A 23062-nucleotide genomic window follows, 5' to 3' on the forward strand; every position below is an offset into this window, starting at 1 on the left:
GTGCACCCCGCCGCGGTCGGCTGGGGCGCCGAGGACACCCAGGTCCTCCCGCGCACCGGTGCGGCCACGGCCACCGTCGACCAGCCGACCCGGCGCCTGGGCGACTCGGCCCGCCCGGTCGACCCGCCCACCGAGCAGTTCCGCATGCCCCCTGCCGGCGCCGTTCCGCCGACCCGCACCTCCGGCACTCCGCCGACCGGGGAGGGGCCCGCGGGCTCCGGCCGCGGCGGCGGTCGCCGCAAGCGGCCGCTGCTGATCGTCGCCGGCGTCGTCGCCGTGCTCGGCCTGCTCTACGTCGCCGACCTGGTGCTCTCCGCGGGGAACGTGCCCCGCGGCGTCACCGTCGCCGGGCTGGAGCTCGGCGGGCTCTCCAAGGCCGACGCCCGCCAGCGTCTGCAGGAGGCGATCGAGCCCCGCTCGTCGCTGCCGGTCCGGATCACCGCCGGCCCGGTGCAGAGCCAGATCGACCCGAAGGCGGCCGGCCTCGAGGTGGACTACCAGGCCACCATCGACGAGGCGGGCGAGCAGCCGCTCGACCCGGTCACCCGGATCGCGTCGTTCTTCTCCGAGCGCGAGGTCGGCGTGATCAACAAGGCCGACGAGCGGTCGGTCACCACCGCGCTGGAGCAGCTGAAGCCGGTCGTCGACCAGGCGCCCGTCGAGGGCAACGTCCGGTTCGAGGGCGCCACCCCGGTCGCGGTCCCGCCGGTCCCGGGCCAGACGCTCGACCTGCCCGCCGCCGTCGGCGTGCTCGAGCGGGAGTGGGCGTCGGGCGCCCCGGTCGCGCTGCCGCTGATCCCGCAGCCGACCGCCACCACGGACGACGACGTCCGGGAGGCCATCGAGAAGGTCGCGACGCCGGCCGTCTCCGCGCCGCTGACGATCACGGGCGAGGGCGCGAACGCCGTCCTGCAGCCCACGGACATCGCGTCCGCGCTGAGCTTCCGGGCCGACGCGGCGGCGAGCCCCAAGCTCGTCCCCGAGATCAACAACGAGGCGCTGAAGGAGGTGGCGTCGCCGCAGCTCGCCGCGACCGAGACCCCCGCCCGGGACGCGAGCCTGGACTTCTCCTCCGGCACCCCGGTCGTCGTGCCCTCGCAGGACGGCCGCGGGATCGACTACGACAAGACCTTCGAGAACGTCGTCGCGGTGCTGACCGGGTCGGGCGAGCGCAGCGTGACCGCGGTGTACGCCGACCAGAAGGCCGAGCTGACCACCGAGAAGCTGTCCTCGCTCGGCATCACCGGCGAGATCAGCTCCTTCACGACCGGCGGGTTCGCGGCCGACTCGGGCCAGAACATCAAGCGGGCGGCCCAGCAGGTGAACGGCACGATCGTGCAGCCGGGCGAGACGTTCAGCCTCAACGCCCTGACCAACCCGCGCAACGCGGCCAACGGCTACGTCGAGGCCGGCATCATCGAGAACGGCCACTCGGCCCGCGGCATCGGCGGTGGCGTCTCGCAGGTGGCGACCACGCTGTACAACGCCGCGTACTTCGCCGGCATGGTCGATGTCGCGCACAAGGAGCACAGCTTCTACATCAGCCGGTACCCGGTGGCCCGCGAGGCCACGGTGTTCGACGACCTCATCGACCTGAAGTTCCGCAACGACGGGCCGACCGGCGTGCTCATCCAGACCTTCTGGACGCCCTCGAGCATCACCGTGAAGATGTTCGGCACCAAGCGCTACGAGGTCAGCTCGGAGACCGGGCCGCGCACCAACCCGACCGAGCCGCAGACCATCACGGTCCCGCCGGGCCAGCCGTGCACGCCGTCGAAGGGGTCCCAGGGCTTCACGGCCACGGACACCCGGGTGATGCGGAACCTGGAGACCGGCGAGGTCACCCGGAAGACGCGCACGGTGAAGTACAACCCGTCACCGAACGTGATCTGCGGCTGAGTCGCCGTCGGACGATCGGGGCGAGCCGCCGTTCAGCCCTCGCGTGACCCCGGTCACCGTTCGTACCCTCCTCCTCGGACAACGACGCCGAGGATCGGGGGCACGGATGCGCATCGCGGACGTCCTGCGGAGCAAGGGGCACGCCGTCGCGACGATCGAGCCGCAGGCCACGGTGAGGGTGCTGCTCGCCCGCCTGGCCGAGGGGAACTACGGCGCCCTGCCGGTCGTGGCGGAGGGCCGGCTCGTCGGGATGGTGTCCGAGCGCGACGTCGTGCGGAAGCTGCACGAGCAGGGCGCGGCCCTGCTCGACGCCCCGGTCTCGGAGATCATGACGACCGTCGTGGCCACCTGCACGCCCGAGGACGGCGTGGGCGATCTCGCCCAGATCATGACCAACCGCCGGGTGCGGCACCTGCCGGTGGTGGTGGACGAGGAGTTGCGCGGCATCGTCTCGATCGGCGACCTGGTCAAGGCCCGGATCGACGCCCTGGAGCGGGAACGCCAGCAGCTGGAGTCCTACATCGCCCAGTAGCCGGTCCGGCGCCAGCACGAACGGCACCGTCGCTCACGAGAGGAGCGGCAGTGCCGTTCGTGTCGAGCTCGATCTAGAAGGCGGCCTCGTCCAGCTCCATGAGGGAGTTGTCCGCGGCCTCGACGATCGCCTTCTCGGCGGTCAGCTTGGGCAGCACGGTCTTCGCGAAGAACCGGGCGACGGCGATCTTGCCCTCGTAGAAGGCCTTGTCCCTGGCCGTGACCTCACCGGCCAGGGCGTTCTGCGCGACGTCGGCCTGGCGCAGCAGCAGCCAGCCGACGAGCAGGTCGCCGACGGCCATCAGGAACCGCACCGAGTGCTGGCCGACCTTGTAGAGGTTCCGCACGTCCTCCTGCGCGGCGAACAGGTAGCCGGTGAGCGAGCCGAGCATGCCCTGGACGTCGGACAGCGCGGTGGCCAGCAGCGCCCGCTCCTCCTTGAGCCGGCCGTTGCCGGTCTCGTTCTCGAGGAAGGCCTGGATCTCGCCGGCCACGGCCATCAGCGCCCGGCCGTTGTTCTTGACGATCTTGCGGAAGACGAGGTCCAGCGACTGGATCGCCGTGGTGCCCTCGTACAGCGAGTCGATCTTCGAGTCGCGGATGTACTGCTCGAGCGGGTAGTCCTGCAGGAAGCCCGAGCCGCCGAGGGTCTGCAGGGACTGCAGCAGCTGCTCGGACGCCCGCTCCGAGCCGACGCCCTTGACGATCGGCAGCAGCAGGTCGTTGACCTTCTCCGCGAGCTCGAGGTCGACCGCACCGTCGCCGCCCTGGCGGATCCGGTCCTGGAAGGTGCCGGTGTAGAGGTAGAGCGCCCGCAGGCCCTCGGCGTACGCCTTCTGCGTCATCAGCGAGCGGCGGACGTCCGGGTGGTGCGTGATCGTGACGCGCGGGGCGGTCTTGTCGGCCTGCCGGGTCAGGTCCGGGCCCTGCACGCGCTCCTTGGCGTACTCCAGCGCGTTGAGGTAGCCGGTCGACAGCGTCGCGATGGCCTTGGTGCCGACCATCATCCGGGCGTACTCGATGACCTGGAACATCTGCGCGATGCCGTCGTGCACCTCGCCGAGCAGCCAGCCCTTGGCCGGGACGCCGTGCTGGCCGAAGGTCAGCTCGCACGTGGTGGAGACCTTGAGCCCCATCTTGTGCTCGACGTTGGTCACGAAGGCGCCGTTGCGCTCGCCCAGCTCACCGGTCCGCGGGTCGAAGTGGAACTTCGGCACGAGGAACAGCGACAGGCCCTTGGTGCCGGGCCTCGGGTCGAGGCCCGGCGCCTCGGGGCGGGCCAGCACCAGGTGCATGATGTTCTCGGTCAGGTCCTGGTCGCCGGAGGTGATGAAGCGCTTCACGCCGTCGAGGTGCCAGGAACCGTCCTCCTGCAGCACGGCCTTGGTGCGGCCGGCGCCCACGTCGGACCCGGCGTCGGGCTCGGTGAGCACCATCGTGGCGCCCCAGCCCTTGTCGATCATGAGCTGGGCCCAGTGCTTCTGCTCCTCGGTGCCGTTGGCGTGCACCACGGAGGCGAAGTTCGGGCCGGCCATGTACATGAACAGGGCCGGGTTGGCGCCGAGGATGAGCTCCGAGGCCGCCCACTGCACGGACGGGGGGACCCCGAAGCCGCCCAGCTCGACCGGCAGGGAGAGCCGGTACCACTCCCCCTCCCACAGGGCCCGGTAGGAGTCCTTGAAGGACTGCGGCAGCGTGGCCGAGTGGGTCGCCGGGTCGAAGACGGGCGGGTTGCGGTCCGCGTCGGCGAAGGACTCGGCCAGCGGTCCGGTGGCCAGCGTGTTCAGCTCGCCCAGGATGCCCTTGGCGGTGTCGAGGTCGACGCCCTCGAACGCCCCGGTGCCGAGCTGCTCCTGCACCCGGAACACCTCGAACAGGTTGAACTCGAGATCGCGCACGTTGCTCTTGTAGTGGCCCATCGCGGTGCTCCTTCCTACCGACGGGTAACTCCTGGCCGGCAGCTTATTACCGGTCGGTAACCACGGCAACCGTCCCGGCTCGACGACGGGTGATCACACCTTCGTGTCGACCGGTTGTGCACGGAGCGTGTGTGATCCAAGGTTCCACCGGGGCGGATGTGACTCGTGGGACCGCACGGGTCATCCGAAGGGGCAGGGGGCCACGATGGATCGTCAGCGTGGGGTGACGGGAGTGGTCCGCGGCGAGATCGGCCGCCGCGGCGTCGTCCTCGGTGGACTCACGACGGCGGCGCTGGTCGCCGTACCGGGTCTCGCCCGGGCCCGAGAGCGACCGCCCACCGGCGGGGTCACGGGCGGCGCGGTGACGGACGCGGTGACGGACGCGGTGACGGACGCGGTGGCCGCGCCCGACATCGTCGACTGCGCGGGCTGGGGGGCACGGCCGAACAGCGCCATCGTGCCGATCTGGAACCAGCGGCCGGTGAAGATCCTCGTGCACCACACGGCGTCGGCCAACGTCGCGGACACCAGCCGCGCGGCCGCCGACCGGGTCGCCCGCGCCATCCAGAACTTCCACATGGACGGTCGCGGCTGGCTCGACACCGGGCAGCACTTCACGATCAGCCGCGGCGGCTTCGTGCTCGAGGGCCGGCACCGCTCGCTCGAGGTGCTGCGGATCGGGCAGCGCCAGGTCGAGGGCGCGCACTGCACGGGGCAGAACGTCGTGGCGGTGGGGATCGAGAACGAGGGCACCTACATCGACCAGGACCCGCCCGGCGCGCTCTGGGACGCGCTGCGCACCACCTGCGCCCACATCTGCAGCCAGTACGGGATCGCGCCGACCGAGCTGTACGGGCACCGCGACTTCAAGAACACGATCTGCCCCGGCGACCGGCTCTACGGGATGCTCCCGCGGCTGCGCAGCGAGGTGGCCGACGTGCTCGGCCGCCGGGTCGAGGAGGCGGAGACGCACAAGGCGAGCTGGCCGCTGCTGCGCCCGGGCGACACCGGCGACGCCGTCCTGGCCGCGCAGTACCTGCTGCGCGACGCCGGGATCCGCACGAAGGCCGACGGCCGCTACACCCCGGCCACGGCCGCCGCGGTCACCGAGTTCCAGCAGCTCACGGCGGCCGAGGAGCCGAACGGCATCCTCGGCGGCGAGTCCTGGCCGGTGCTCGCCCGCACCGTCGACCGCACCGCGGAGGCGGGGTCGGACGCCGCGCGGGCCGTCCGGATCCTCGCGACGCACCGCTCCGTCGAGGCGGTGCCCGACACCGTCGACCACCCGGCCTGGCAGGACCTCCTCGGCACCTCCGGCGCCCCCGTGAACACCGCCGTCGACCCGGTCGGCCCCCCGCACTAGGGGCGCCCGGTGGATCGATCCGCCGCGATCTCGGCGCCCGGACGCGCCCGGGGGCGCGCCGGCGGGAGCGCTCCACACAGGAGCGTGCGGCCGGGTCGAACCTGAGAGCTCACCTCACCCGATCGGGGGGTCGTGGCTGCGCCGATGCGGCGGCGCACCGCTGCGCCCCCGCGGATCGATACTCTCGAGCGTCGCACGGTCGGGGGGCCGTCAGGGGGGTGGAGAGTGTCCGAACCGGACCCGGGCGAGGCGCTGGCCGGCGCGCCCGCGGCACGCAGGCTGGTCCGCGCGATCGCCGTGGACCCGGGCGCGGGCCTGGTCTGCGACGTCGTCGGGCCCGCCGGGGCCGGCAAGACCACGACCCTGCGTGCGGTCGCGGCGGCCTGGTCCACCACGGTCACCACGTCCGTCGAGGACGGACCGGCGGACGGTCCGCTCGTCGTCGACGACGCCCACGACCTCCCCGAGGACGCGCTGGACCGCCTGTGCGAGCGTGCGGCCCGGCCCGGTGCGCGGCTCGTCGTCGCCCGGCGCACGTGGCCCCGCAGCCCGCAGCTGGCCGCCCTCGGCGCCGCGCTCAGCACCCAGCGGCCGCCGCTGGTCCTGGGCACGCTCGACCGCGCCGGCGTCGCGGCCCGCGCCGCGCGGCTGCTCGGCGGTCCCGCCGCGGAGCCGCTGGTGGAGCACGTCCACACCAGGACCGCGGGACTGCCCGCGCTCGTCGACCGGATGCTCGCCGAGATCGTCGAGCGGATCGGGCCGCAGAACCGCACCCGGCTGCTGCGCGACGCCCCGCCCGGCTCCCTGCGGGTGCCGGTGCCGACGGGCCTGCTCGACCAGCTCGGGCACCGGCTCTGGGCGCTCGACGCCCGGGTGCGCGAGCTGGCCGTCGCGGTCGCCCTGGGCGCCCCGCTCGACGCCGAGGTGCTGGTCCCCCTGCTCGGCCTGCTGGACTCCGCGGGCGGCGGGATCGACGAGGTCGACGAGCTGGTGGAGGAGGCCCGGGCCGCGGCCGTGTTCACCCCGTCCGGCGGGCCCGCCCCGCTCGTGGCCACCGCGATCCTGCGCGCCGTCCCCGAGGCGCGGCGGCTGGAGATCCGCCGCACCCTCGCCGAGATCGAGCTGGACCGGGGCGGGAGCGTGCTGACCGCCGCGCGCGGCATGCTGGGCACCGGCGCCACCGGCACCCGCTCCGCGGAGGTCTTCACCGCCGCCGGCGACGAGCTCGCCCGCACGGCGGCGGACGAGGACGCGGGGCCCTTCTACGCCGCGGCCGTCGCGGCGGGGGCGCCCGCGCTGCCGCTGGCCGCCCGCCGCGCCGCGGCCGCGATCCGCGCCGCCGCGCTCGACGACGACCTCGCCGAGGCCGACCAGGTGCTGTCCGCACCGGACCGGGTCGACGTCGACGACGCCCTGCGCGCCGGCACGGTGGCCGCCGCGGTCCTCGCCCACCGCGGCATGCTCGCCCGCAGCGCCGAGCTGTACCGCTGGATGGCCGGGGCGGGCGCCCCGCTCGCCCTCGGGGTCCCCGCCCTGGTCGGCACGGGCGCGCTGGAGGAGGCCCGGACCGCGCTCCGTACCCCGGCCCCGCCCCCCGTCCCGGGCGACCCGCCGACCTCCGCCGGTGCCGTTCTCGGGGCGCCGCCCGGCTTCGGCGGCGCCCCGGCCCCCGGGGGACCCGCGCGACCGCCGACGCTGCTGGCCGGGGCCGAGGAGCTCACCGCGCAGGGCGTGCTCGACTCGGTCACCGGCTCGCCGACCCGGGCGCTCTCCCAGCTCGCCCGCGCCGCCGCGCTGCTGGAGTCCTCCACCCGCGCCGCGCTGCTCCCGGACACCCCGGCGGCCCTCGCCGCGCTGGTCGCGGTCCAGACCGGGGAGTTCGAGGTCGCACGGTCGGTCCTGGAGCGGGCCGTCGCCGTCCGGCTCGGCGGTCCGGCCGCCGCGGCCCGGCACCGGCTGCTGCTCGGCTGGATCGCGCTCGACCGCGGGGCCTTCGGAGCCGCGCGCACGCACCTCGACGCCGTCGGCCACGAGGAGCTCGAACCCCGCGACGAGCTGCTCGCCTCCGCGCTCGAGGTCGCCCTGGCCCGCCGGGCGGGTGATCTCGCCTCGCTCATGCCGCTGTGGGGCCGGGCCCGGGAGGCGATCGTGCGCCACCCCGTGGACCTCTTCGTGCTCCGGCCGCTGGGCGAGCTCGCGATCGCCGCGACCCGGCTGCGCGAGCCGAGCTGGGTCCGCCCGCACCTCGACGAGGCCGAGGCGCTGCTGGACCGCCTGGCCAGCCCCCCGCTGTGGGCGGCGCCGCTGCACTGGGCCCGGCTGCACGCCGCGATCCTGGCCGAGGACCGCGAGGACGCGGCCGCGCACGCCGCGGCCCTGCAGGGCGCGGCCTGCGGCAGCCGGTTCGCGCAGGCCATGGCGGTCGCGGCGCCGCACTGGGTGGCGCTGCTCGACTCGCGGGTGGACCCGGCGGCGGTGGAGGCGGCCGCGCGGGGCCTGCACGCCGTGGGCCTGTCGTGGGACGGCGGCAAGCTGGCCGGCCAGGCGGCCATCCGCACGGACGACCGCAAGGCGATGAGCGCACTGCTCACCTGTGCCCGGGCGCTGCAGGGCCAGCAGACGCCGCCGGCTGCCGCACGGCCCGCGCCCTCGTCACCGGAGCCGCGGCCGGAGCCGGCGGCGGTGCCCGCCGAGGAGGAGCCCGCCGACGGCCAGCTCTCCGACCGCGAGCGCGAGGTCGCCGCGCTGGTGCTGGAGGGCCTGACCTACAAGCAGATCGGCGAGAAGCTGTTCATCTCGGCCAAGACCGTGGAGCACCACGTGGCCCGGATGCGCCAGCGTCTGGGGTCGACGAGCCGCGGCGAGCTGTTCGCGCAGCTCAAGCGGATCGTCGGCTAGCGAACCGGCCGAACGGGATCGGCCCGAGCGGGATGGGCCCGGGCCGGATCGAGCTGGGGCGGGATCGAGCTGGGGCGGGATCGAGCTGGGGCGGGATCAGTGCAGCCGCGCCAGCATCCCCTCGCAGCTGCGCACCACGACCCGCGCGGCGTCGGCGGTCGCCCGGCTCGCGAGCGGGCTCTCCGCCCGCCGCTGCCAGCGGACGACGGCGTCGAGCGCGGCCGCGCGCAGCTCCTCCGGAGCCGCGGCGGGATCGAGGCCGAGCCGGGCCGCGACGCCGCTGCCGTCCCCACCGAGGAGGCGTTCGGCGTCGTCGAGGGCGTCGGCGGGGAAGGTGACGGCACCGGCCCGCAGCGCCGACAGCATCCGGAGCTCGACGAACTCGTGGGCGCCCGCGAGGATCCGCTCCATCTCCGCGGCCAGGGGCTGCGCGGTGGGCCGCGGCTCGCGCTGCAGCACCAGCTCGACGGCGAGCAGCGCGGACCGGGCCTTGAGCAGCTCGCGCCGCTCGGCGAACTGCGTGGCGAGCACCGAGCGCAGCTCCTCCAGCCCGCTGCGCCGCACCAGCTCCGCGGCCAGCGCCGACGGGTCGGTCGTGCCCTGGCGGATGAGGGTCGTGCCGAGCCGGACGCCGAAGAGCCCGAACCGCTCCACCAGGCGCGCCCGCACCTCCGGTGCCGGCGCGCCCTCCACCTCCCGGTTGGCGAAGCGGTCCGCCGAGAGCAGGAGGGCGTCGATCTCCGCCCGCGGCATGCCGGCGAGGGTGGCGAGCGCGGCGTACTCGTCCTGCCGCATGGTGCGGCCGGTCTGCGCGAGAAGGCCGGCCACGGCCACGACGGTCTGGCAGAGCCCGCGGATCTTCGCGTCCGAGCGGTACCGGCGGGCGATGCGGCGGGCCGAGGTGAGCGCGTCGAGCCGCCCGACGCCGATCTCGTCCGCCCGGGACAGCACCGCGATCGTGTTCACCGGGGTCGCCCGCGCGACCCCGCGGTCCAGGAAGGACTCGAGGAACCGCACGTCCGTGCTGTGCAGGTGCCGCATCAGGTAGACGACGGCGTCGGCCTGCGAGGGCGAGTCGTCCGGCGCGAGGAAGGCGCCGGCCCGCGCGGCCGCGTCGGCCGACAGCGAGGCGATGCCGGGGGTGTCGACCAGTGTGGTCGTGCGCAGGTACTGCGACGGCCAGTCGACGACGAGCCGGTCCACCTGCTCGGCCGGCAGCCCGCCGAGGTCGAGCTGCAGGGCGCCCTGCGACCGGGCGATCGTGAGCTGCCGCGGCGCGCCCCCGCGCGGGAACAGCTGCACCCGCGGGGCCGGCGCGTCCTGGTACCAGGTGACGACCCGGGTGCACTCGCCCGCGTCCGTCGGCGCGATCTCCTCGCCGACCAGGGCGTTGAGCAGGGTGGACTTGCCCGCCTTGACCTTGCCGGCGATGGCCACCCGCAGCGGCTCCTCGAACCGGGCCAGGTGGTGGTGCAGCCAGCCGACGGCCTGCGGGCTGTCGGCGTAGGTGTCGAGGGCGCGCCGCAGCAGGGTGCGGACCTCGGCGCCCAGGCCCACCGGCCGGGCCGGGGTGCGGAGCGTGGAGTGCTCGGTCACTTCTCGTCCACCAGGGCCCGGGCCCGCTTCGCGAGGGCCTCCACCCGCGCGATCTCGGCCTTGAGGTCGTCGATCCGCTTCTGCCGCTGCGACACGTCCGTGTTCACCGCGTTCTGCGCCGCGGCCACCGAGGTCGCCAGCGACACCGAGAGCTCCTCGGCGAGCACGGTGAAGTGGTCCCGCAGCTGCCGCTGGGCGCGCCGCAGGGTGTCCCGGGAGTCCTTGCCGACCTGGAAGGTCACCTCGTCGATGTGCCGGCGCACCGCCGCCTTCGCCTCGGCGCGACGCCGCTCGCGGAGCCGCTTGCGCTCGTCCCGCACGGTCTTCCCGCCGAACAACAGACCCGCGGCGATGGAGAACGGGTTGAGCAGGGCCAGGCCCGCGAAGCTCGTCGCGAGCCCGATCATCAGCAGGCCGCCGTACCCGCCCCGCATGCCGACGAACAGCTTCTGCCCGATCCCGAACTTCTCGCCCTCCGGCTGCTCCAGCGCCTGCACCGACCCGCCCAGCCGGCTCCCGTCGATCTGGATGTCGAGGAGCGCGGCGTCGGCGCCCTCGGCGAAGTGCTCGGAGACCTGCTCGGCGAGCCAGCGGGCGCGCTGCGCGGTCCAGACGTAGTTGGCCGAGGTCGCCTGGCTCACCTGCTGGTGGAACCACTGCGCGAACTGGTCCCAGATGTCGGCGGGGTCGGCGTCGTCGAGCAGCTGCTCGGCCTCGCGGGTGACCGAGCGGAGCCGGTCCCGCAGGTCGTACTCGATGTCGGAGATCAGGTCGGCGACACCGTCGTTCAGGGTGATCTGCCAGCGCGCCGAGCGCTGCCGCAGGTCGTCCGCCCGCGCCTTGGCCCGGGTGAGCTCCTCCACCAGCGCCTCGGCCTTGCCCGGGTCCTCCAGCGCGGCGAGCTCGGCGGTGAACTGCGCGGAGAGCTGCTCGGTGACGGCCCGCACGTCCTGACTGGTGGAGCGGCGGTCGAGGTCGTCCGCCCGGGCGACGACCTTGCGCAGCAGGAACCCGACCAGCGGCGCGAACCCGGACTCGCTCATGAGCTCGGCGTCGCCGGTCTCGGCGCCCGCGAGCCGCAGCGCCGACGAGACGGGGTAGATCTCCGCCTCCACGCCGGCCTTCTGCAGGTGGCCCTTGTCCAGCTCGACGATCTTGCGCCAGTGCGGGTAGAGGTCGGTCTTGGTGACCACGCACCCGACGTTGGGACACAGGCCCATCGCCGAGCGCAGGAAGTCGATCTCGGGCGCGGTGTACTCCTGCGCGGCGTCGGACACGAGGACGACGGCGTCGGCGGTCGGCAGGGCCGCCATCGTCGCGGCGCCGTGCGCGGAGCCCAGCCCGCCCACGCCAGGCGTGTCGACGAGCACCAGGCCGCTCTGGAGCAGCTTGCGCGGCAGCGTGACCTCGGCGTGGTGCAGGCCGGCGCGGTTCTCCGGGTTGCCCGCCTCGGACACGAACTCGGCGAGCCGGGAGGTCTCCACCACCGTCCGCTCCTCGACGGGCTCGGCGCCCTCCGAGGCGCCCGGCGGCACCTTCACCAGCGTCACGGTGGTGGTCTCGCCGAACCGGACCTCGGTGGGCACGGCGGTGGAGATGTCGTCGTCGACCGGGCAGACAGGGGCGTTGACCAGCGCGTTCACCAGCTGGCTCTTGCCCTGCTTGAACTCCCCGACGATCAGCACCCGCACGTTCGGGTCGGCCAGCCGGGCGCGGGTCGCCTGCAGCCGGACGGCGAGGTCGGGTCGCTCGTAGGCCGTCGTGGCCTTGAGCGCCAGGTCGACCAGCTGGACCGCTGCCGGTACCGCCACCGAATCGTCGTCCTTCCCGGTCCCGGCCGTCGGGACACCTGCCCGTCACATTCTGCCTGCACTGGAACCGCGTCCACGACGAAGGGCCCGACACCCTCGGGTGAGGGTGTCGGGGCGTCCGGCCACGCGGGAGGCGTGTCAGGCGGTGACCGTCACGTCGTTGCCGCTGCCGATGTTGGTCTCGGTGTCGACGTCGGTGTCGTCGATCGTGGTGGTCTCGTTCGAGACGCTGGACTCGAAGTCGTTGTCCAGGTTGTACGAGTCCTCGATCTCGGTCGAGTTGTTGGTCTCGGTCGAGTACTCGTTGCCCGAGTTGTCGACGTCGTAGTTGCCGGAGGCCGAGCCGCCGACCGAGAGCGCCCCGCCCTCGTCGACCGAGACGTCCTCGAAGGAGGCGCTGTTGGCGTCGCCGGAGCCGAAGGCGGTGGTGTTGCCGTCGCCGTCGACCACGTCGTTGCCGTCACCCACGACGTTGCCGTTGCCGGTGGTGATCGTGGAGTCCTCGATGTCGCCGCCGGCGGCCACGGCGCCGTCGCCCGACGCCGTGACGGCGTCGATGTCGATCTCCTGGTCGAAGTCGCCGCCGCCGGTGTCGATGACCTGGTTGATCGAGTTGTCGACGATGGTGTCGCGGTCGTCGATCCAGTTGTTGGTGACGTAGGTGTTCAGGTACTTGACCGCGTGCTCGTGGTCGGACTCGTGCGGCTCCCGGTGCGGGGGCGGCGGCGGGGTGTGGTGGTGGTTGCCGCCGGTGTTGTGGTTCCGCTCGAAGTCCGAGTCGTCGTTGTCCTGGATGAGGAGCGCCGCGTCGTGCACGTCCTCGGCGGTGAACTCGGTGAGGCCGCAGCCCTCGATGAAGGCCTCGGGGTCCTCCCGGAAGGCCTCGGCGGCCTCCGGGTCCTTGAGCAGCTGGAGGATCAGCTCGATGAGGGTCTGGGGGGTAGCCATGTCGGTCGTCTCCGTGAAGGTCGTGAGGTCGTGAGGGGAGGGGGAGCGGAGATCAGCTGACCTCGACGTCGACCTCGTTGCCGCTCAGCACGTTGGTCTCGCTGTCGACCGTGGTGTTGGTCTCCGAGTAGGACTCCGACTCCTGCGAGAAGGAGACGTCGTTGTCCTGGTTGTAGGAGTCCTCGACCTCGACCGAGGTGTTGGTCTCGTTGCTGACCGAGTTGTAGGAGTCGGAGACGTCGTAGTCGCCGGTCGCGTTGCCGCCGACCGAGAGCGCCCCGCCCTCGCTGACCGACACGTCCTCGAAGGAGGCGCTGTTGGCGTTGCCCGAGCCGAAGGCCGTGGTGTTGTTGTCGCCGTTCACCACGTTGTTGTCGTCGCCGACGATGTTGTCGTCGCCCGTGGTGACGACCGAGTCCTCGATGTCGCCGCCGGCGGCCACCGCGCCCTCGCCCGAGGCGGTCACGGCGTCGATGTCGATGTCCTGGTCGAAGTCGCCGCCGTCCGTGTCGATCTTCTGGTTCACCGAGTTGTCGACGATGGTGTCGTTGTCGTCGACGTAGTTGTTGGTGACGTACTTGTTGATGTACTCGACCGCGCCCCTGTGGCCGTCGTGGTCACCCTCGTGGTGCCCGCCGCCGTGGTGCGGGGCCGCCGCGGCCGCGACCAGGTGGTTGCTGCCGGTGTCGTAGTTGCGGTCGAAGGACGCGGTGTCGTTGTCCTGGATCAGCACGAGGGCGTCGTGCACGTCCTCGGCGGTCAGGTCCTCGAGGCCGGCCTCGCGCAGCGTCTCGTACGGGTGGTCGCGGAAGTCCTGCTGGAGCTCCAGGGACTCCTCGTCGTTGCCGAGGAGCTTGAGGAGGAACTCGAGAAGCGTCATGGGGATCGTCTCCGTGGATCGTGTGTCGGTGTCGCCCCGGGCGACCCCGGCCGGCGTTGATCCGAAAGGTAGGAGCGCGGGGCCGGCCCGCCATCGGGGATCGCACACGGTTCCCACCGGGTGGCATAGGGGATCGGGGGCGGGGCCGTTAGGGGCTCGACGGGGACCGGCACCCCCGGCATCACCCGATCGTGTCAGGAGGGGATCCGGGACGATAACGACGCGGCTCCCCGGCGCGATGGCGTCACAGGCGCGCGGGGGCGTGCCGGGGGCAGAGCTGCCGGTTCGGCGGGGGGAACGACGATGGGCTACCAGCTCGGCATCGACCTGGGGACGACGTACAGCGCGGCGGCCGTGTGCCGGTCCGCGGGCGAGCACTGGGTCGCGCCGGAGATGGTCGCGCTCTCCGGCCGCCGGACGGACGTGCCCTCCGTCCTCTTCCTGGGCCCGGACGAGGAGGTGCTGGTCGGCGACGCCGCCGAGCGCCGCGCGGTGACCGACCCGGACCGGGTGGTGCGCGAGTTCAAGCGGCGGGTGGGGGACCCGACGCCGATCGTCGTCGGCGGCCGGACCTGGGCCCCCGAGGAGCTGTGCGCCCGGCTGGTCCGCTGGATCGTTGACCAGGTCGCCGACCGCGAGGGCGGCCCCGCCGAGCGGATCGCCGTCACCCATCCCGCGTCCTGGGGCTCGCACAAGCTGGAGCGGATGGCCGAGGCCCTGCACGAGCAGGACCTCACCGTGACCTTCCTGGCCGAGCCGCAGGCCGCCGCCCTGCACTACGCCGCCGGCGAGCGGGTGGCGGCGGGCTCCACCATCGCCGTCTACGACCTGGGCGGCGGCACCTTCGACGCCGCCGTCGTCCGCAAGACCGACCGCTCGCACTTCGCCCTGCAGGGCAGGCCGGAGGGGATCGAGCGGCTCGGCGGGGTCGACTTCGACCAGGTGGTGTTCGACCACGTCGTCGCCGGGGTGCCGGGCGCCTTCGAGGAGCTCGACGACGCCGATCCGGCCGTGCTCGCGGCGGTCGCCCGGCTGCGCCGCGAGTGCACCGAGGCCAAGGAGGCGCTGTCGGCGGACACCGAGGCGTCGATCCCGGTCCTGCTGCCCGGGCACCGCGGCTCCGTGCGGCTGCACCGCAGCGAGTTCGAGGAGGCCATCCGGGACCGGGTCGAGGAGACCGTCGAGGCACTGCGCCGGGCCGTCGCCTCCGCCGGGCTGGAGCCCGCCGCGCTCGACGCCGTGCTGCTCGTCGGCGGGTCCTCCCGGGTGCCGCTCGTCGGGCAGCTCGTGTCGCAGGAGCTCGGCCGGCCCGTCGCCGTCGACACCGACCCCAAGAACGCGATCGCGAAGGGGGCCGCCCTCGCCGTCTCCCCGCGGCCCACGGCGTCCTGGCCGGCGGTGGCGCTGGCCCCGGTCCCCGGTGGGCCCACCACCCCGACCGGTGGCGCGGGCGCCGTCCCCCCGGCTGCTCCGCCCACCGTCTCGACCTCGGGCTCGCTGCCCGCCCTGATCGGCGCGACGGCCGCGATCGGTCCCCTCCCCGGCGCCGACACGACCGGCCCGCTGCGCACCACCGGCCCCGTCCGGGCGACCGGTGGGTGGGGTCCGGCGGGTCCTCCGCCGCGTCCCGCGATCCCGGCCTCCGTCCCCGGCGACCCCGACTGGGAGTACGACCCGGAGCCCGACGGCCGGCGCCGCCTCCCGGTCGGCCTGCTCGTCGGCGTGGGCGGCGGGCTCGCGGCTGCGGGCGTGGTGCTGGCGGCGGTGTTCTGGCCCTCGGCGGCGCCGGCGGTGAGCAGCGGGGTCGGCGGGATGAACGTGCCCACCTCGGGCGCGCCGGCCGCGGACCCCACCACGGCCTCCTTCGTCCCCGACCCGACGACGGCGGGCCGAGCGCCCGGGCAGACCGGCTCCGGGGGGTCGGCCGGCGGGAACGCGAACACCGGACGGGCCACGCCTCCCGCCGTCGGCAGCGCCCGGCCGCCGGCCGGGGGCGGTGGGGTCCCGGCAGCCCCCGTCCCTGCGGCCCCAGGTCCCGCAGCCCCCGGTCCTGCCGTCCCGGGCCCCGCGGCCCCCGGTCCCGCCGCTCCCGGTCCCGTCGCCCCGGAGCCGTCGGGCCCGACCCCGTCGACCGGCGACACCGGCGGCGGCACGGGTGGCGGGGATGCCGGAACCGGCGGCACCGGGACCGGGGGAACCGGAACCGGCGGAACCGGAACCGGGGGGACCGGAACCGGCACGGGTGGTGGGACGGGCACCGACACGGGGGCGGGCACGGGGACCGGCGCCGGCGGAGGCACGGCTGCCGGTCCCGACTCCTCCCCGCCTTCCTCGACCGACGGTTCCCCGGCCAGCAGCGTCGTCCCCGCCCCGGCGCCCAGCGCGCCGGCCACTGCCACCTCGACCGTCTGACACCGCACGCAGCACCGCCGCACGCCCGGCACCGGCGCTGTCCCTGCGCGTCATGGCTCCACAACGCCTTCCCGGGCATTGCCTGGACCCGTTATGGCTCCACAACGCGTTGCCGAGCGGTCGTCACGCCACGCTCCCGAGGGCCGTCCGCGGCGACGGAGCCCCGCCGACGTTGCGGTTTCGTGTCGAGACGAGGGCCGGAGGGCGTCCTGTGGGTGGACCGTCACCCGATCCGGGTCTCGGTTGCGTCTCGGCTCCCGTACTCGGCGTGACGTCCCCGCGCCCGCGGCCGATAGTCGGGTGCGGCGCCACGGACGGGGCGGCGCCGGACACGGAACGAGTGCGAGGAGGGACCCGCGGTGGGTCGGCTGGCAGGGTTGGTGATCGGTCTCGAGGCCGCGGCGGTGGTCGTCGCGTATCTCGCGTTCGGGTGGCCGATGCTGCTGATCGGGATCCCCGCGCTGGTCGGTACCGCGTTCGTGCTGCTGTTCGTGCACCTGTCCGAGAAGCCGCGGGCGCGCCTGCAGGAGGTCCGCGCCTCGCGCTACGAGGAGGCCCCGGTCCCGGGCGGCCTGATGAGCGGGTTCTTCGAGGTCCCGGTCCCGCGCGGGGCCGCCGAGGCGGACCGCACCCGGGCGTGAGCTGCCGGCCGGCCGCCGCCGTGCCACGGTGGTGAGGTGGCCCGAGGCGTTCACCCGTGCTGACCGGCCTGCTGTTCGCGTTCTGCGCGACCGTCCTGAACACCGGCGCGGGGCTGCTGCAGTCCGCGGCGGCGCAGCAGACCACCTCCCGTACCCACCTGGCCCTGCGCCCGCTGTACGTGGCCGGCCTGGTGGTCGACGGGCTCGGCTGGATCTGCACGGTGGTGGCGCTGCGCCACCTGCCGGTCTTCGCGGTCCAGGCCGCGCTCGGCCTGTCCATCGCCCTGACGGCCGTCGCGACGTGGGGGATCTACGGCGTCCGGCTGCGGGTCATGGACCGGCTGGGTGTCGGGGCCTGTGTCCTCGGGCTCGGCGTGGTCGCGGCGAGCGCGGGCGGGGAGGGGCCGGCGGAGTTCTCCGGCACCGCGATCGTCGTGCTGGCCTCGGCGCTCGCGGCGCTGGCCGTCGCGGCGATCGCGGTGTGGCGGCTGACCGCGGCCTGGCCCCTGGCGTTGATCGCGGGGCTGGGCTTCGGCGGGACCTCGCTGGCGGTCCGCGCCGTGCACGTCTCGCCCGACGCCGCGTTCGACGTCGGCCAGCTCGCCGGGCAGCCGGCGACCTACCTCATCGGGCTGTACTGGGTGGTCGGGATCACCTGCTACTCGCGGGCGCTGGCGATCGGCAACCTGGCCGGCGTCACGGCGGTGTTCTCGGTGACCGAGGTGATCGCGCCCGGCCTGGTGGGGATCGTGCTGCTCGGCGACCCGATCCGGCACGGCTGGGTCATCCCGTTCGCGGCGGGGCTCGTCGTCGCCGTCGCCGGCGTGGTGGCCCTCGCGAATGCGCCGACGCAGGTGACCGGGCATCGTCGTCGCCGGCACGTCCGCTAGAAGCGCCGAGAGGAGCACCGATGCCGACCTTCACCCGCGAGGGCGCCACGCTGCACTACGAGGAGCACGGCTCCGGCTTCCCCGTGCTCCTGCTGGCCCCCGGCGGGCTGCGGTCGACGATCGACGCCTGGCAGCGTGCCCCGTGGAACCCGATCGACGAGCTCGCGCCGCTCTACCGGGTCCTCGCGATGGACCAGCGCAACGCCGGCGGGGGCTCCTCCGCCCCGATCTCCGGCGCGGACGGCTGGGACACCTACACCGCGGACCAGCTCGCCGTGCTCGACCACGCGGGCGTCGAGCGGGCGCACGTGCTGGGCATGTGCATCGGCGGCGCCTTCATCGCGAACCTGCTGCGGACCGCGCCGGACCGGATCGCGGCCGCCGTCGCGCTGCAGCCCATCGGCCTCGCCGACAACCGGGAGCGGTTCCACGAGATGGTCGAGGGCTGGGGCCGGGAGCGCGGGGTGCCCGAGGAGGACCTCGCCGGCTTCCGGGACAACCTCTACGGCGGCGACGCCGTGCTGTGGAGCGTCTCGGACGCCGACGTCGAGGGCTTCCGGAACCCGATCCTCGTGCTCATGGGCGACGACGAGTTCCACCCGCAGGCCGCCTCGCGCACCCTGGCCCGGCTCGCCCCGAACGCCTCGCTGCTGGAGACCTGGAAGGACCCCGACAGCATCCCCATGGCGCAGAAGGCGGTCGCCGAGTTCCTCGCGGCGAACACCCCGGCCTGAGATCCGTCTCCTCGGCGGAGGGCGGCTGAGGCCGGTGGGCGAACGGGACGCCCGTCAGGCGCGGTAGGTCTGGAGCAGCGTGTCGCCGTGGCGGTTCACGTCGACCAGGTGCAGTGCCACCTTGCCCCGGTCCTCCGGCCAGAAGCGCAGGCCGCCGCCGATCGCCACCGGGAAGACCTGCAGCCGCAGCTCGTCGACCAGCCCGGCGGCGAGCAGGGTGCGCACGAGCGTGGCGCTGCCGTTGACCAGCAGCGGACCGCCGTCGCCCTTCTTGAGGTCGGTCACGGCGTCGACGACGTCGCCCATCAGCGGGCGCGCGTTCCAGGTCAGCTCCTCGGGGCGCGAGGTGGCGACGTACTTGGGCAGCACCGTCATCCGGTCGGCGAAGTCCCCCTCGCGCCGCGGCCAGGCGCCCACGAAGCTCTCGTAGGTCGTGCGGCCGAGCAGCAGCCCGCCGGCCTCGACGACCTCCCGGTACTTGAACGCGAAGAGCTCGGGCGTGGCGTACCCGGAAACCCAGTCGGTGTGCGGGTGCGTCGGCTCGCCGCCCGGTGCCTCCATCACGCCGTCGAGCGTCACGAACTCGGAGACCACGATCTCGCGCATGGGTGCCCGTCCTCTCCTGCGCTGGTGTCCCTCCTCCGACCGCCCGGCGCACGGGAACTCATCGGTCGCCGGCCCGCCTCGCGCCGCACCCGTCGCGCAGCTCCAGGTAGTCGTGGAGGCGGGCGGCGCCGCGGAGCATGGCGCGGGCCCGGGCGTCGTGCGCGGCCCGTCGTTCGGCCACGGCGGCGCGCAACGCCTCCGGTCCGCCGGTCCGGTGCAACCCGTCGAGCACGGGCCGGATCCGCGCGAACGGGTAGTGCCCCTGCCGGAGCAGCCGGACGATCTGCGCGTCGCGGATGTCGGCCGCCCCGTACCGGCGGGCGCGTCCGATCCGCTCCCGCTGCGGCGCGAGCAGCCCCGCGGCCTCCCACACCCGCAGCGCCGACGGCCGCACCCCGAGCCGGTGGGCGAGCTCACCGACGGACAGCGGCGGACCCGGCGGGGCCTGCGGCTCCGCGCCGGCGAGCGCCTCCAGCGCGGCGGCGGCCTCGTCCGTCGCCAGCCGCTGGGTGTGCAGGCCCGCGTGGCTCTCGTCGAGCAGCCGGAACGCCCGGGCGGTGTCGCCGGCGTGCACCGCGAGCATCACGGCCGTCGCGGTCGGGGAGCCGTGGCCCGCGGCGAGCGCCCGGTACGCGAGCAGCGCCCGGAGGTGGCTCTCGTCGTAGGCCCGGTAACCCGACGCGGTGCGCGGGACCGGCGGCAGCACCCCGGCGTCCTCGTGGTTGCGGACCTGCTGCGTCGAGATGCCCGCGGCGCGCGCGAGGTCCACGGGCCGCAGGCGACGCCCCGCCGGGGCTCCGCCGGCGACCCCGTCGTGCTGCTGCCTCACAGGGTGCGGAAGTACCGCACCGAGGGCAGCGGCGTGTAGCCGCAGTGCTCGTACAGCGCCCGGGCGGGCGCGTGCCCCGGGTCCCCGCCCGTCTCGACCATCGCGATGCTGCTGCCCCGCTCGCGCAGCCGGGTCGTCGCCTGCTCGGTGAGGGCCCGCCCGACGCCGTGCCGCTGCAGCGCGGGATCGACGGCGACCATGTGGATCTCCCCGGTCGTCGCGTCGAGCGAGTGCAGCGCGACGAACCCGGCGACCCGGCCGTCGACCTCGGCCACCCAGGCCTCCAGCTCGGCGCACGCCCGCGCGACCGCCTCGGCCTGCGCCCGCCGCCAGTCCGGGTAGAAGGCCTCGTACACCCCCGACCCGGCCAGCACCCGCTGCATCGACGCGAACACCGGTTCCCACGCCCGCAGCGACAGCGCGACCACGGCCTCGCGGTCCTCGGCGGAGTAGGGGCGCACCTTCGGCATCCCCGCATCGTGCCCGTCCCGACGGGCCCGGGACACCGCATTCCGCCGGCGCGTCACGCCGTCCCGACCCCGATGACGAGCGGGGCGGTCAGGACGGCCGGGTCGTCACCGCAGGAGCGCCCCGCGGACGATCCCGACCGGGAACCGGCGGGGTCGAGCGTGGCCCGGGGACCGGTGCCGTGGTCAGTCCGGGCCGGGGACGACGAAGGCCCAGGTCCGGGGTGGACACCCGCTGACCTGGGCCTTCGTGCGAGAGCGGATGACGGGAATCGAACCCGCGTATTCAGCTTGGGAAGCAAGGTGTCGGCCCGACGTAGGGGCTCTGACCTCGGCCGCGGTCCGGTCTGGGGTGGCCCGGATTGACCGTGGTTGACCGGGGTGAATGGCCCACGAATGGCCCGGCCTGCTGCTGTGCTGGTCTCCTCGCGGCGCGGGTTCCACCCTGCCGGGGCGAGGGGTGGGCTGCAAGGCACGCTGTCCCGCCTTGTGGCCCGCCCCTCGGTCCGGTAGCCGTCGCGGCGCGCCGTGAGGAGACCGGCACTCCCCTGGTCTCCGAGCGGTGTCGGGTGTGGGCGGAGCCCACGTCAGCCTTCGAGCCCTCGGATTTCGGCTTCGATTTCCTCGATCTCCTGCGTCACATGCGGGCGGGTGTCCTTGGTGAGCCGTGCCCATTGCAGCTCGGCGATGGCGCGGGCGCCCGTGTCGTCGACGCCCAGCAGCTCCTGGAGAGCGATGAGCGCGGCGGCCCGGTTCTCGGACGCCATGAGGGTGTCGGAGACGGCTCGTGCGTTGTCGAGCCCGAGAGCGAGACTGTGTAGGACTGCGAGTCGCTGGCGTGCATGGCGGACGTGCTCGGCGCGTTCCTCGGAGCTCACGGCGCTGAGCCTGCCATCAGCCCTGTGGGGATCTGCCGCCCCTCGGCGTGTCTGGGCCGGATAGCTGGTGCCGCCGGCCGCGAGCGGGCCGGAGGCAGGAGCGAGCGAGCCGAGCGGTGCCGGCGTAGCCGGCCCGCGCCGCCGGAGGCGGCGCCTTGATCTCATACAGGCGGATTCGGCAGCGACCTCGGAACGCCCCGGGACAAGCGTCCGGGAGTGATCCGCCGGGCCGAACCACACCTCGCGGCTGCATGGAGGCCAGTATCAGCGACGAGTGGTGCACGCGTAGGCCGCGATGGTCACGTCCAAGACAAGCGCTGGTGCAGCTTACCGTCCACCCGCCTGCGCGCTGACGGCATCCCACCCGCCGGTTCTGTCGGTGGCGCGCCTTACTCTCCCGCGCGGGGGCGCCGGCTCGACGAGAAGCCGCCAACCCGGTAGTCTTACACCGTTGTAGTTTGCACGGCGCAGGAGGGCGGTTGACAGTGACGGCATCGGGGACTGGTCCCAGAGTCATCGACCTCTTCAGCGGTGCGGGCGGCCTGAGTGAGGGATTTCGGCAGGCTGGCTACAACGTCCGTCTTGGTCTCGACTTCGATGCGGAAGCCTGCCGTACACACGCGTTCAACCACCCGGACGCCACCATTCTGAACACCGATGTCCACGAGGTCTCTGGTAAAGATCTCCTCGCCGAGTCGGGCTTCGGCGAGGTTGATGTCATGATCGGTGGCCCGAGCTGCCAAGGTTTCTCCACCCAGGGCAGGCGTGGGTCATGGGCATCCGAGGACGATCCGCGGAATATGCTCTATCGTCAGTACGCCCGTCTCGTCGGTGACCTGCGTCCCGAGTGGTTCGTTATGGAGAACGTTCCCGGTTTGCTCTGGTTCAACAAAGGTGAGTTTGGTCGACGTATATTCGATCAGTTTGAGTCTCTTGGATACCAGATTCAGCATAAGATTGTCTTAGCTGCCGACTTCGGTGTGCCGCAACTGCGGCGTCGGCTGATGATTGTCGGAAACCGGGTCGGAAAAGTCTTTCAGTGGCCTGAGCAGACTCATATGGGTGCAGTGCGCAGGGATGCGATCGCATTGTGGGAGAAGCGTCGGCTTGAAAAGTTCCCCCACCTCGAACGCCACCTGACGTTGTGGGACGCAATTAGTGACCTTCCCGCGATATCGGCTGGCGGCGGGGTCGAGGAGCGTCGATACACAAAGGCTCCGCTGACCGCATACCAGGCAGCTCTTCGCGGGTCGTCGGACTTGCTCTTTGACCACCAGGCGACGCCACTTCCCCAAGTTCACCTTGACCTCATTAAGCATGTAGCGGAGGGGCAAACTTGGCGGGAAATTCCTCAGGAGCTACTTCCTGAGCGGTTCGCGAAGATTCGTCGCACGGATGGGACCAACCTGTTCGCCCGTCCCGATCGCAATAGGCCCAGCTACACCATCATCACGCAATTCGGTAACGTCACTACTGGCGCGTATACGCACCCGAACCAGGACCGGGCTTTTACTGCGCGTGAGGGCGCGAGGATACAATCGTTCCCTGACGACTTCCGTTTCATTGGGAATTTGACCTCTAAGTACCGCCAGATCGGTAATGCAGTCCCGCCGCTGCTCGCCCGTCGTATGGCGGAGGCGCTGACGGTATCCATGTCGGGAGAGTCCGCCGAGCTTGTGCTTGATCTGGATTTCCGGAATGCCGTCGCGCGAGAGCAGGCCGCAGCTGAGCGCGATGATCTTCTTCCTGCGGCCATGTGA

The 23062-nt window shown here is 73.4% G+C and carries 18 protein-coding genes; 9 read left to right on the top strand and 9 right to left on the bottom strand.

Annotated elements, in window-relative coordinates:
* Positions 1 to 1899, top strand: coding sequence for a VanW family protein (locus ACFQH9_RS15805; RefSeq protein WP_379566873.1), 1899 nt, complete (start codon positions 1 to 3; stop codon positions 1897 to 1899).
* A 106-nt stretch (positions 1900 to 2005) separates the two neighbouring features.
* The gene (locus ACFQH9_RS15810) at positions 2006 to 2431 is read left to right on the top strand and encodes a CBS domain-containing protein (RefSeq protein ID WP_379566874.1); all 426 of its coding nucleotides are present in this window, start codon (positions 2006 to 2008) and stop codon (positions 2429 to 2431) included.
* A 73-nt stretch (positions 2432 to 2504) separates the two neighbouring features.
* Here ACFQH9_RS15810 and ACFQH9_RS15815 read toward each other — a convergent pair whose 3' ends face one another.
* Positions 2505 to 4349 carry an acyl-CoA dehydrogenase gene (locus ACFQH9_RS15815; RefSeq protein WP_379566875.1) on the bottom strand — a complete coding sequence of 615 codons (1845 nt, stop codon included), beginning with the start codon at positions 4347 to 4349 and terminating at the stop codon, positions 2505 to 2507.
* Positions 4350 to 4572: 223 nt separating this feature from the next.
* On the opposite strand from ACFQH9_RS15815, the gene ACFQH9_RS15820 reads away from it, so the two are divergent.
* Together ACFQH9_RS15820 and ACFQH9_RS15825 are read left to right on the top strand one after the other, a co-directional pair.
* Positions 4573 to 5712 (top strand): peptidoglycan recognition protein family protein, encoded by a 1140-nt coding sequence (locus ACFQH9_RS15820; protein WP_379566877.1) that lies wholly within the window; start codon positions 4573 to 4575, stop codon positions 5710 to 5712.
* A gap of 225 nt (positions 5713 to 5937) precedes the next feature.
* On the top strand, positions 5938 to 8610 hold the full coding sequence (locus ACFQH9_RS15825) for a helix-turn-helix transcriptional regulator (protein ID WP_379566878.1): 2673 nt from the start codon (positions 5938 to 5940) through the stop codon (positions 8608 to 8610).
* 96 nt (positions 8611 to 8706) lie between these two features.
* Here the strand turns inward: ACFQH9_RS15825 and ACFQH9_RS15830 are convergent, their stop codons facing one another.
* From ACFQH9_RS15830 to ACFQH9_RS15845, 4 genes are all read right to left on the bottom strand, one after another.
* The gene (locus ACFQH9_RS15830; protein ID WP_379566879.1) at positions 8707 to 10206 is read right to left on the bottom strand and encodes a dynamin family protein; all 1500 of its coding nucleotides are present in this window, start codon (positions 10204 to 10206) and stop codon (positions 8707 to 8709) included.
* Complete coding sequence (locus ACFQH9_RS15835; RefSeq protein WP_379566880.1) at positions 10203 to 12017, bottom strand: dynamin family protein; 1815 nt, start codon at positions 12015 to 12017, stop codon at positions 10203 to 10205. The genes ACFQH9_RS15830 and ACFQH9_RS15835 overlap by 4 nt, the downstream gene beginning before the upstream one ends.
* A 138-nt stretch (positions 12018 to 12155) precedes the next feature.
* Complete coding sequence (locus ACFQH9_RS15840; protein ID WP_379566882.1) at positions 12156 to 12965, bottom strand: IniB N-terminal domain-containing protein; 810 nt, start codon at positions 12963 to 12965, stop codon at positions 12156 to 12158.
* Between the two features lie 52 nt (positions 12966 to 13017).
* The gene (locus tag ACFQH9_RS15845; protein WP_379566884.1) at positions 13018 to 13845 is read right to left on the bottom strand and encodes a hypothetical protein; all 828 of its coding nucleotides are present in this window, start codon (positions 13843 to 13845) and stop codon (positions 13018 to 13020) included.
* 303 nt (positions 13846 to 14148) lie between these two features.
* Here ACFQH9_RS15845 and ACFQH9_RS15850 point away from each other — a divergent pair, with 303 nt between their 5' ends.
* The 4 genes from ACFQH9_RS15850 to ACFQH9_RS15865 all read left to right on the top strand — a co-directional run bounded on the left by ACFQH9_RS15850 (position 14149) and on the right by ACFQH9_RS15865 (position 18522).
* Entirely contained in the window at positions 14149 to 16257 is a 2109-nt protein-coding gene (locus ACFQH9_RS15850) for an Hsp70 family protein (protein ID WP_379566885.1), read from the top strand.
* A 359-nt stretch (positions 16258 to 16616) separates the two neighbouring features.
* On the top strand, positions 16617 to 16898 hold the full coding sequence (locus ACFQH9_RS15855; RefSeq protein WP_379566887.1) for a hypothetical protein: 282 nt from the start codon (positions 16617 to 16619) through the stop codon (positions 16896 to 16898).
* A 56-nt stretch (positions 16899 to 16954) separates the two neighbouring features.
* Positions 16955 to 17788 carry a hypothetical protein gene (locus tag ACFQH9_RS15860; RefSeq protein WP_379566888.1) on the top strand — a complete coding sequence of 278 codons (834 nt, stop codon included), beginning with the start codon at positions 16955 to 16957 and terminating at the stop codon, positions 17786 to 17788.
* Positions 17789 to 17808: 20 nt separating this feature from the next.
* Positions 17809 to 18522 (top strand): alpha/beta fold hydrolase, encoded by a 714-nt coding sequence (locus tag ACFQH9_RS15865; RefSeq protein ID WP_379566889.1) that lies wholly within the window; start codon positions 17809 to 17811, stop codon positions 18520 to 18522.
* 54 nt (positions 18523 to 18576) lie between these two features.
* Here ACFQH9_RS15865 and ACFQH9_RS15870 read toward each other — a convergent pair whose 3' ends face one another.
* From ACFQH9_RS15870 to ACFQH9_RS15885, 4 genes are all read right to left on the bottom strand, one after another.
* Positions 18577 to 19128: a dihydrofolate reductase family protein gene (locus ACFQH9_RS15870; protein ID WP_379566891.1), complete on the bottom strand. Its 552-nt coding sequence runs from the start codon at positions 19126 to 19128 to the stop codon at positions 18577 to 18579.
* 58 nt (positions 19129 to 19186) lie between these two features.
* A complete protein-coding gene (locus tag ACFQH9_RS15875; RefSeq protein WP_379566893.1) occupies positions 19187 to 19897 on the bottom strand; it encodes a MerR family transcriptional regulator in 711 nt (236 codons plus the stop codon).
* A 56-nt stretch (positions 19898 to 19953) separates the two neighbouring features.
* Positions 19954 to 20484: a GNAT family N-acetyltransferase gene (locus tag ACFQH9_RS15880; protein ID WP_379566895.1), complete on the bottom strand. Its 531-nt coding sequence runs from the start codon at positions 20482 to 20484 to the stop codon at positions 19954 to 19956.
* Between the two features lie 527 nt (positions 20485 to 21011).
* Positions 21012 to 21302 (bottom strand): hypothetical protein, encoded by a 291-nt coding sequence (locus ACFQH9_RS15885; RefSeq protein WP_379566897.1) that lies wholly within the window; start codon positions 21300 to 21302, stop codon positions 21012 to 21014.
* Between the two features lie 485 nt (positions 21303 to 21787).
* On the opposite strand from ACFQH9_RS15885, the gene ACFQH9_RS15890 reads away from it, so the two are divergent.
* Positions 21788 to 23062: a DNA cytosine methyltransferase gene (locus tag ACFQH9_RS15890; protein WP_379566934.1), complete on the top strand. Its 1275-nt coding sequence runs from the start codon at positions 21788 to 21790 to the stop codon at positions 23060 to 23062.

This window comes from Pseudonocardia lutea (assembly GCF_042658055.1).
In the GTDB taxonomy this organism is placed as follows: Bacteria; Actinomycetota; Actinomycetes; order Mycobacteriales; family Pseudonocardiaceae; genus Pseudonocardia; species Pseudonocardia lutea.

Bases quoted from the DNA above. Each gene is read 5' to 3' on its own strand.
- ACFQH9_RS15810 (WP_379566874.1), top strand. From the start codon at position 2,006: ATGCGCATCGCGGACGTCCTGCGGAGCAAGGGGCACGCCGTCGCGACG.
- ACFQH9_RS15815 (WP_379566875.1), bottom strand. From the start codon at position 4,349: ATGGGCCACTACAAGAGCAACGTGCGCGATCTCGAGTTCAACCTGTTC.
- ACFQH9_RS15840 (WP_379566882.1), bottom strand. From the start codon at position 12,965: ATGGCTACCCCCCAGACCCTCATCGAGCTGATCCTCCAGCTGCTCAAG.
- ACFQH9_RS15845 (WP_379566884.1), bottom strand. From the start codon at position 13,845: ATGACGCTTCTCGAGTTCCTCCTCAAGCTCCTCGGCAACGACGAGGAG.
- ACFQH9_RS15850 (WP_379566885.1), top strand. From the start codon at position 14,149: ATGGGCTACCAGCTCGGCATCGACCTGGGGACGACGTACAGCGCGGCG.
- ACFQH9_RS15865 (WP_379566889.1), top strand. From the start codon at position 17,809: ATGCCGACCTTCACCCGCGAGGGCGCCACGCTGCACTACGAGGAGCAC.
- ACFQH9_RS15870 (WP_379566891.1), bottom strand. From the start codon at position 19,128: ATGCGCGAGATCGTGGTCTCCGAGTTCGTGACGCTCGACGGCGTGATG.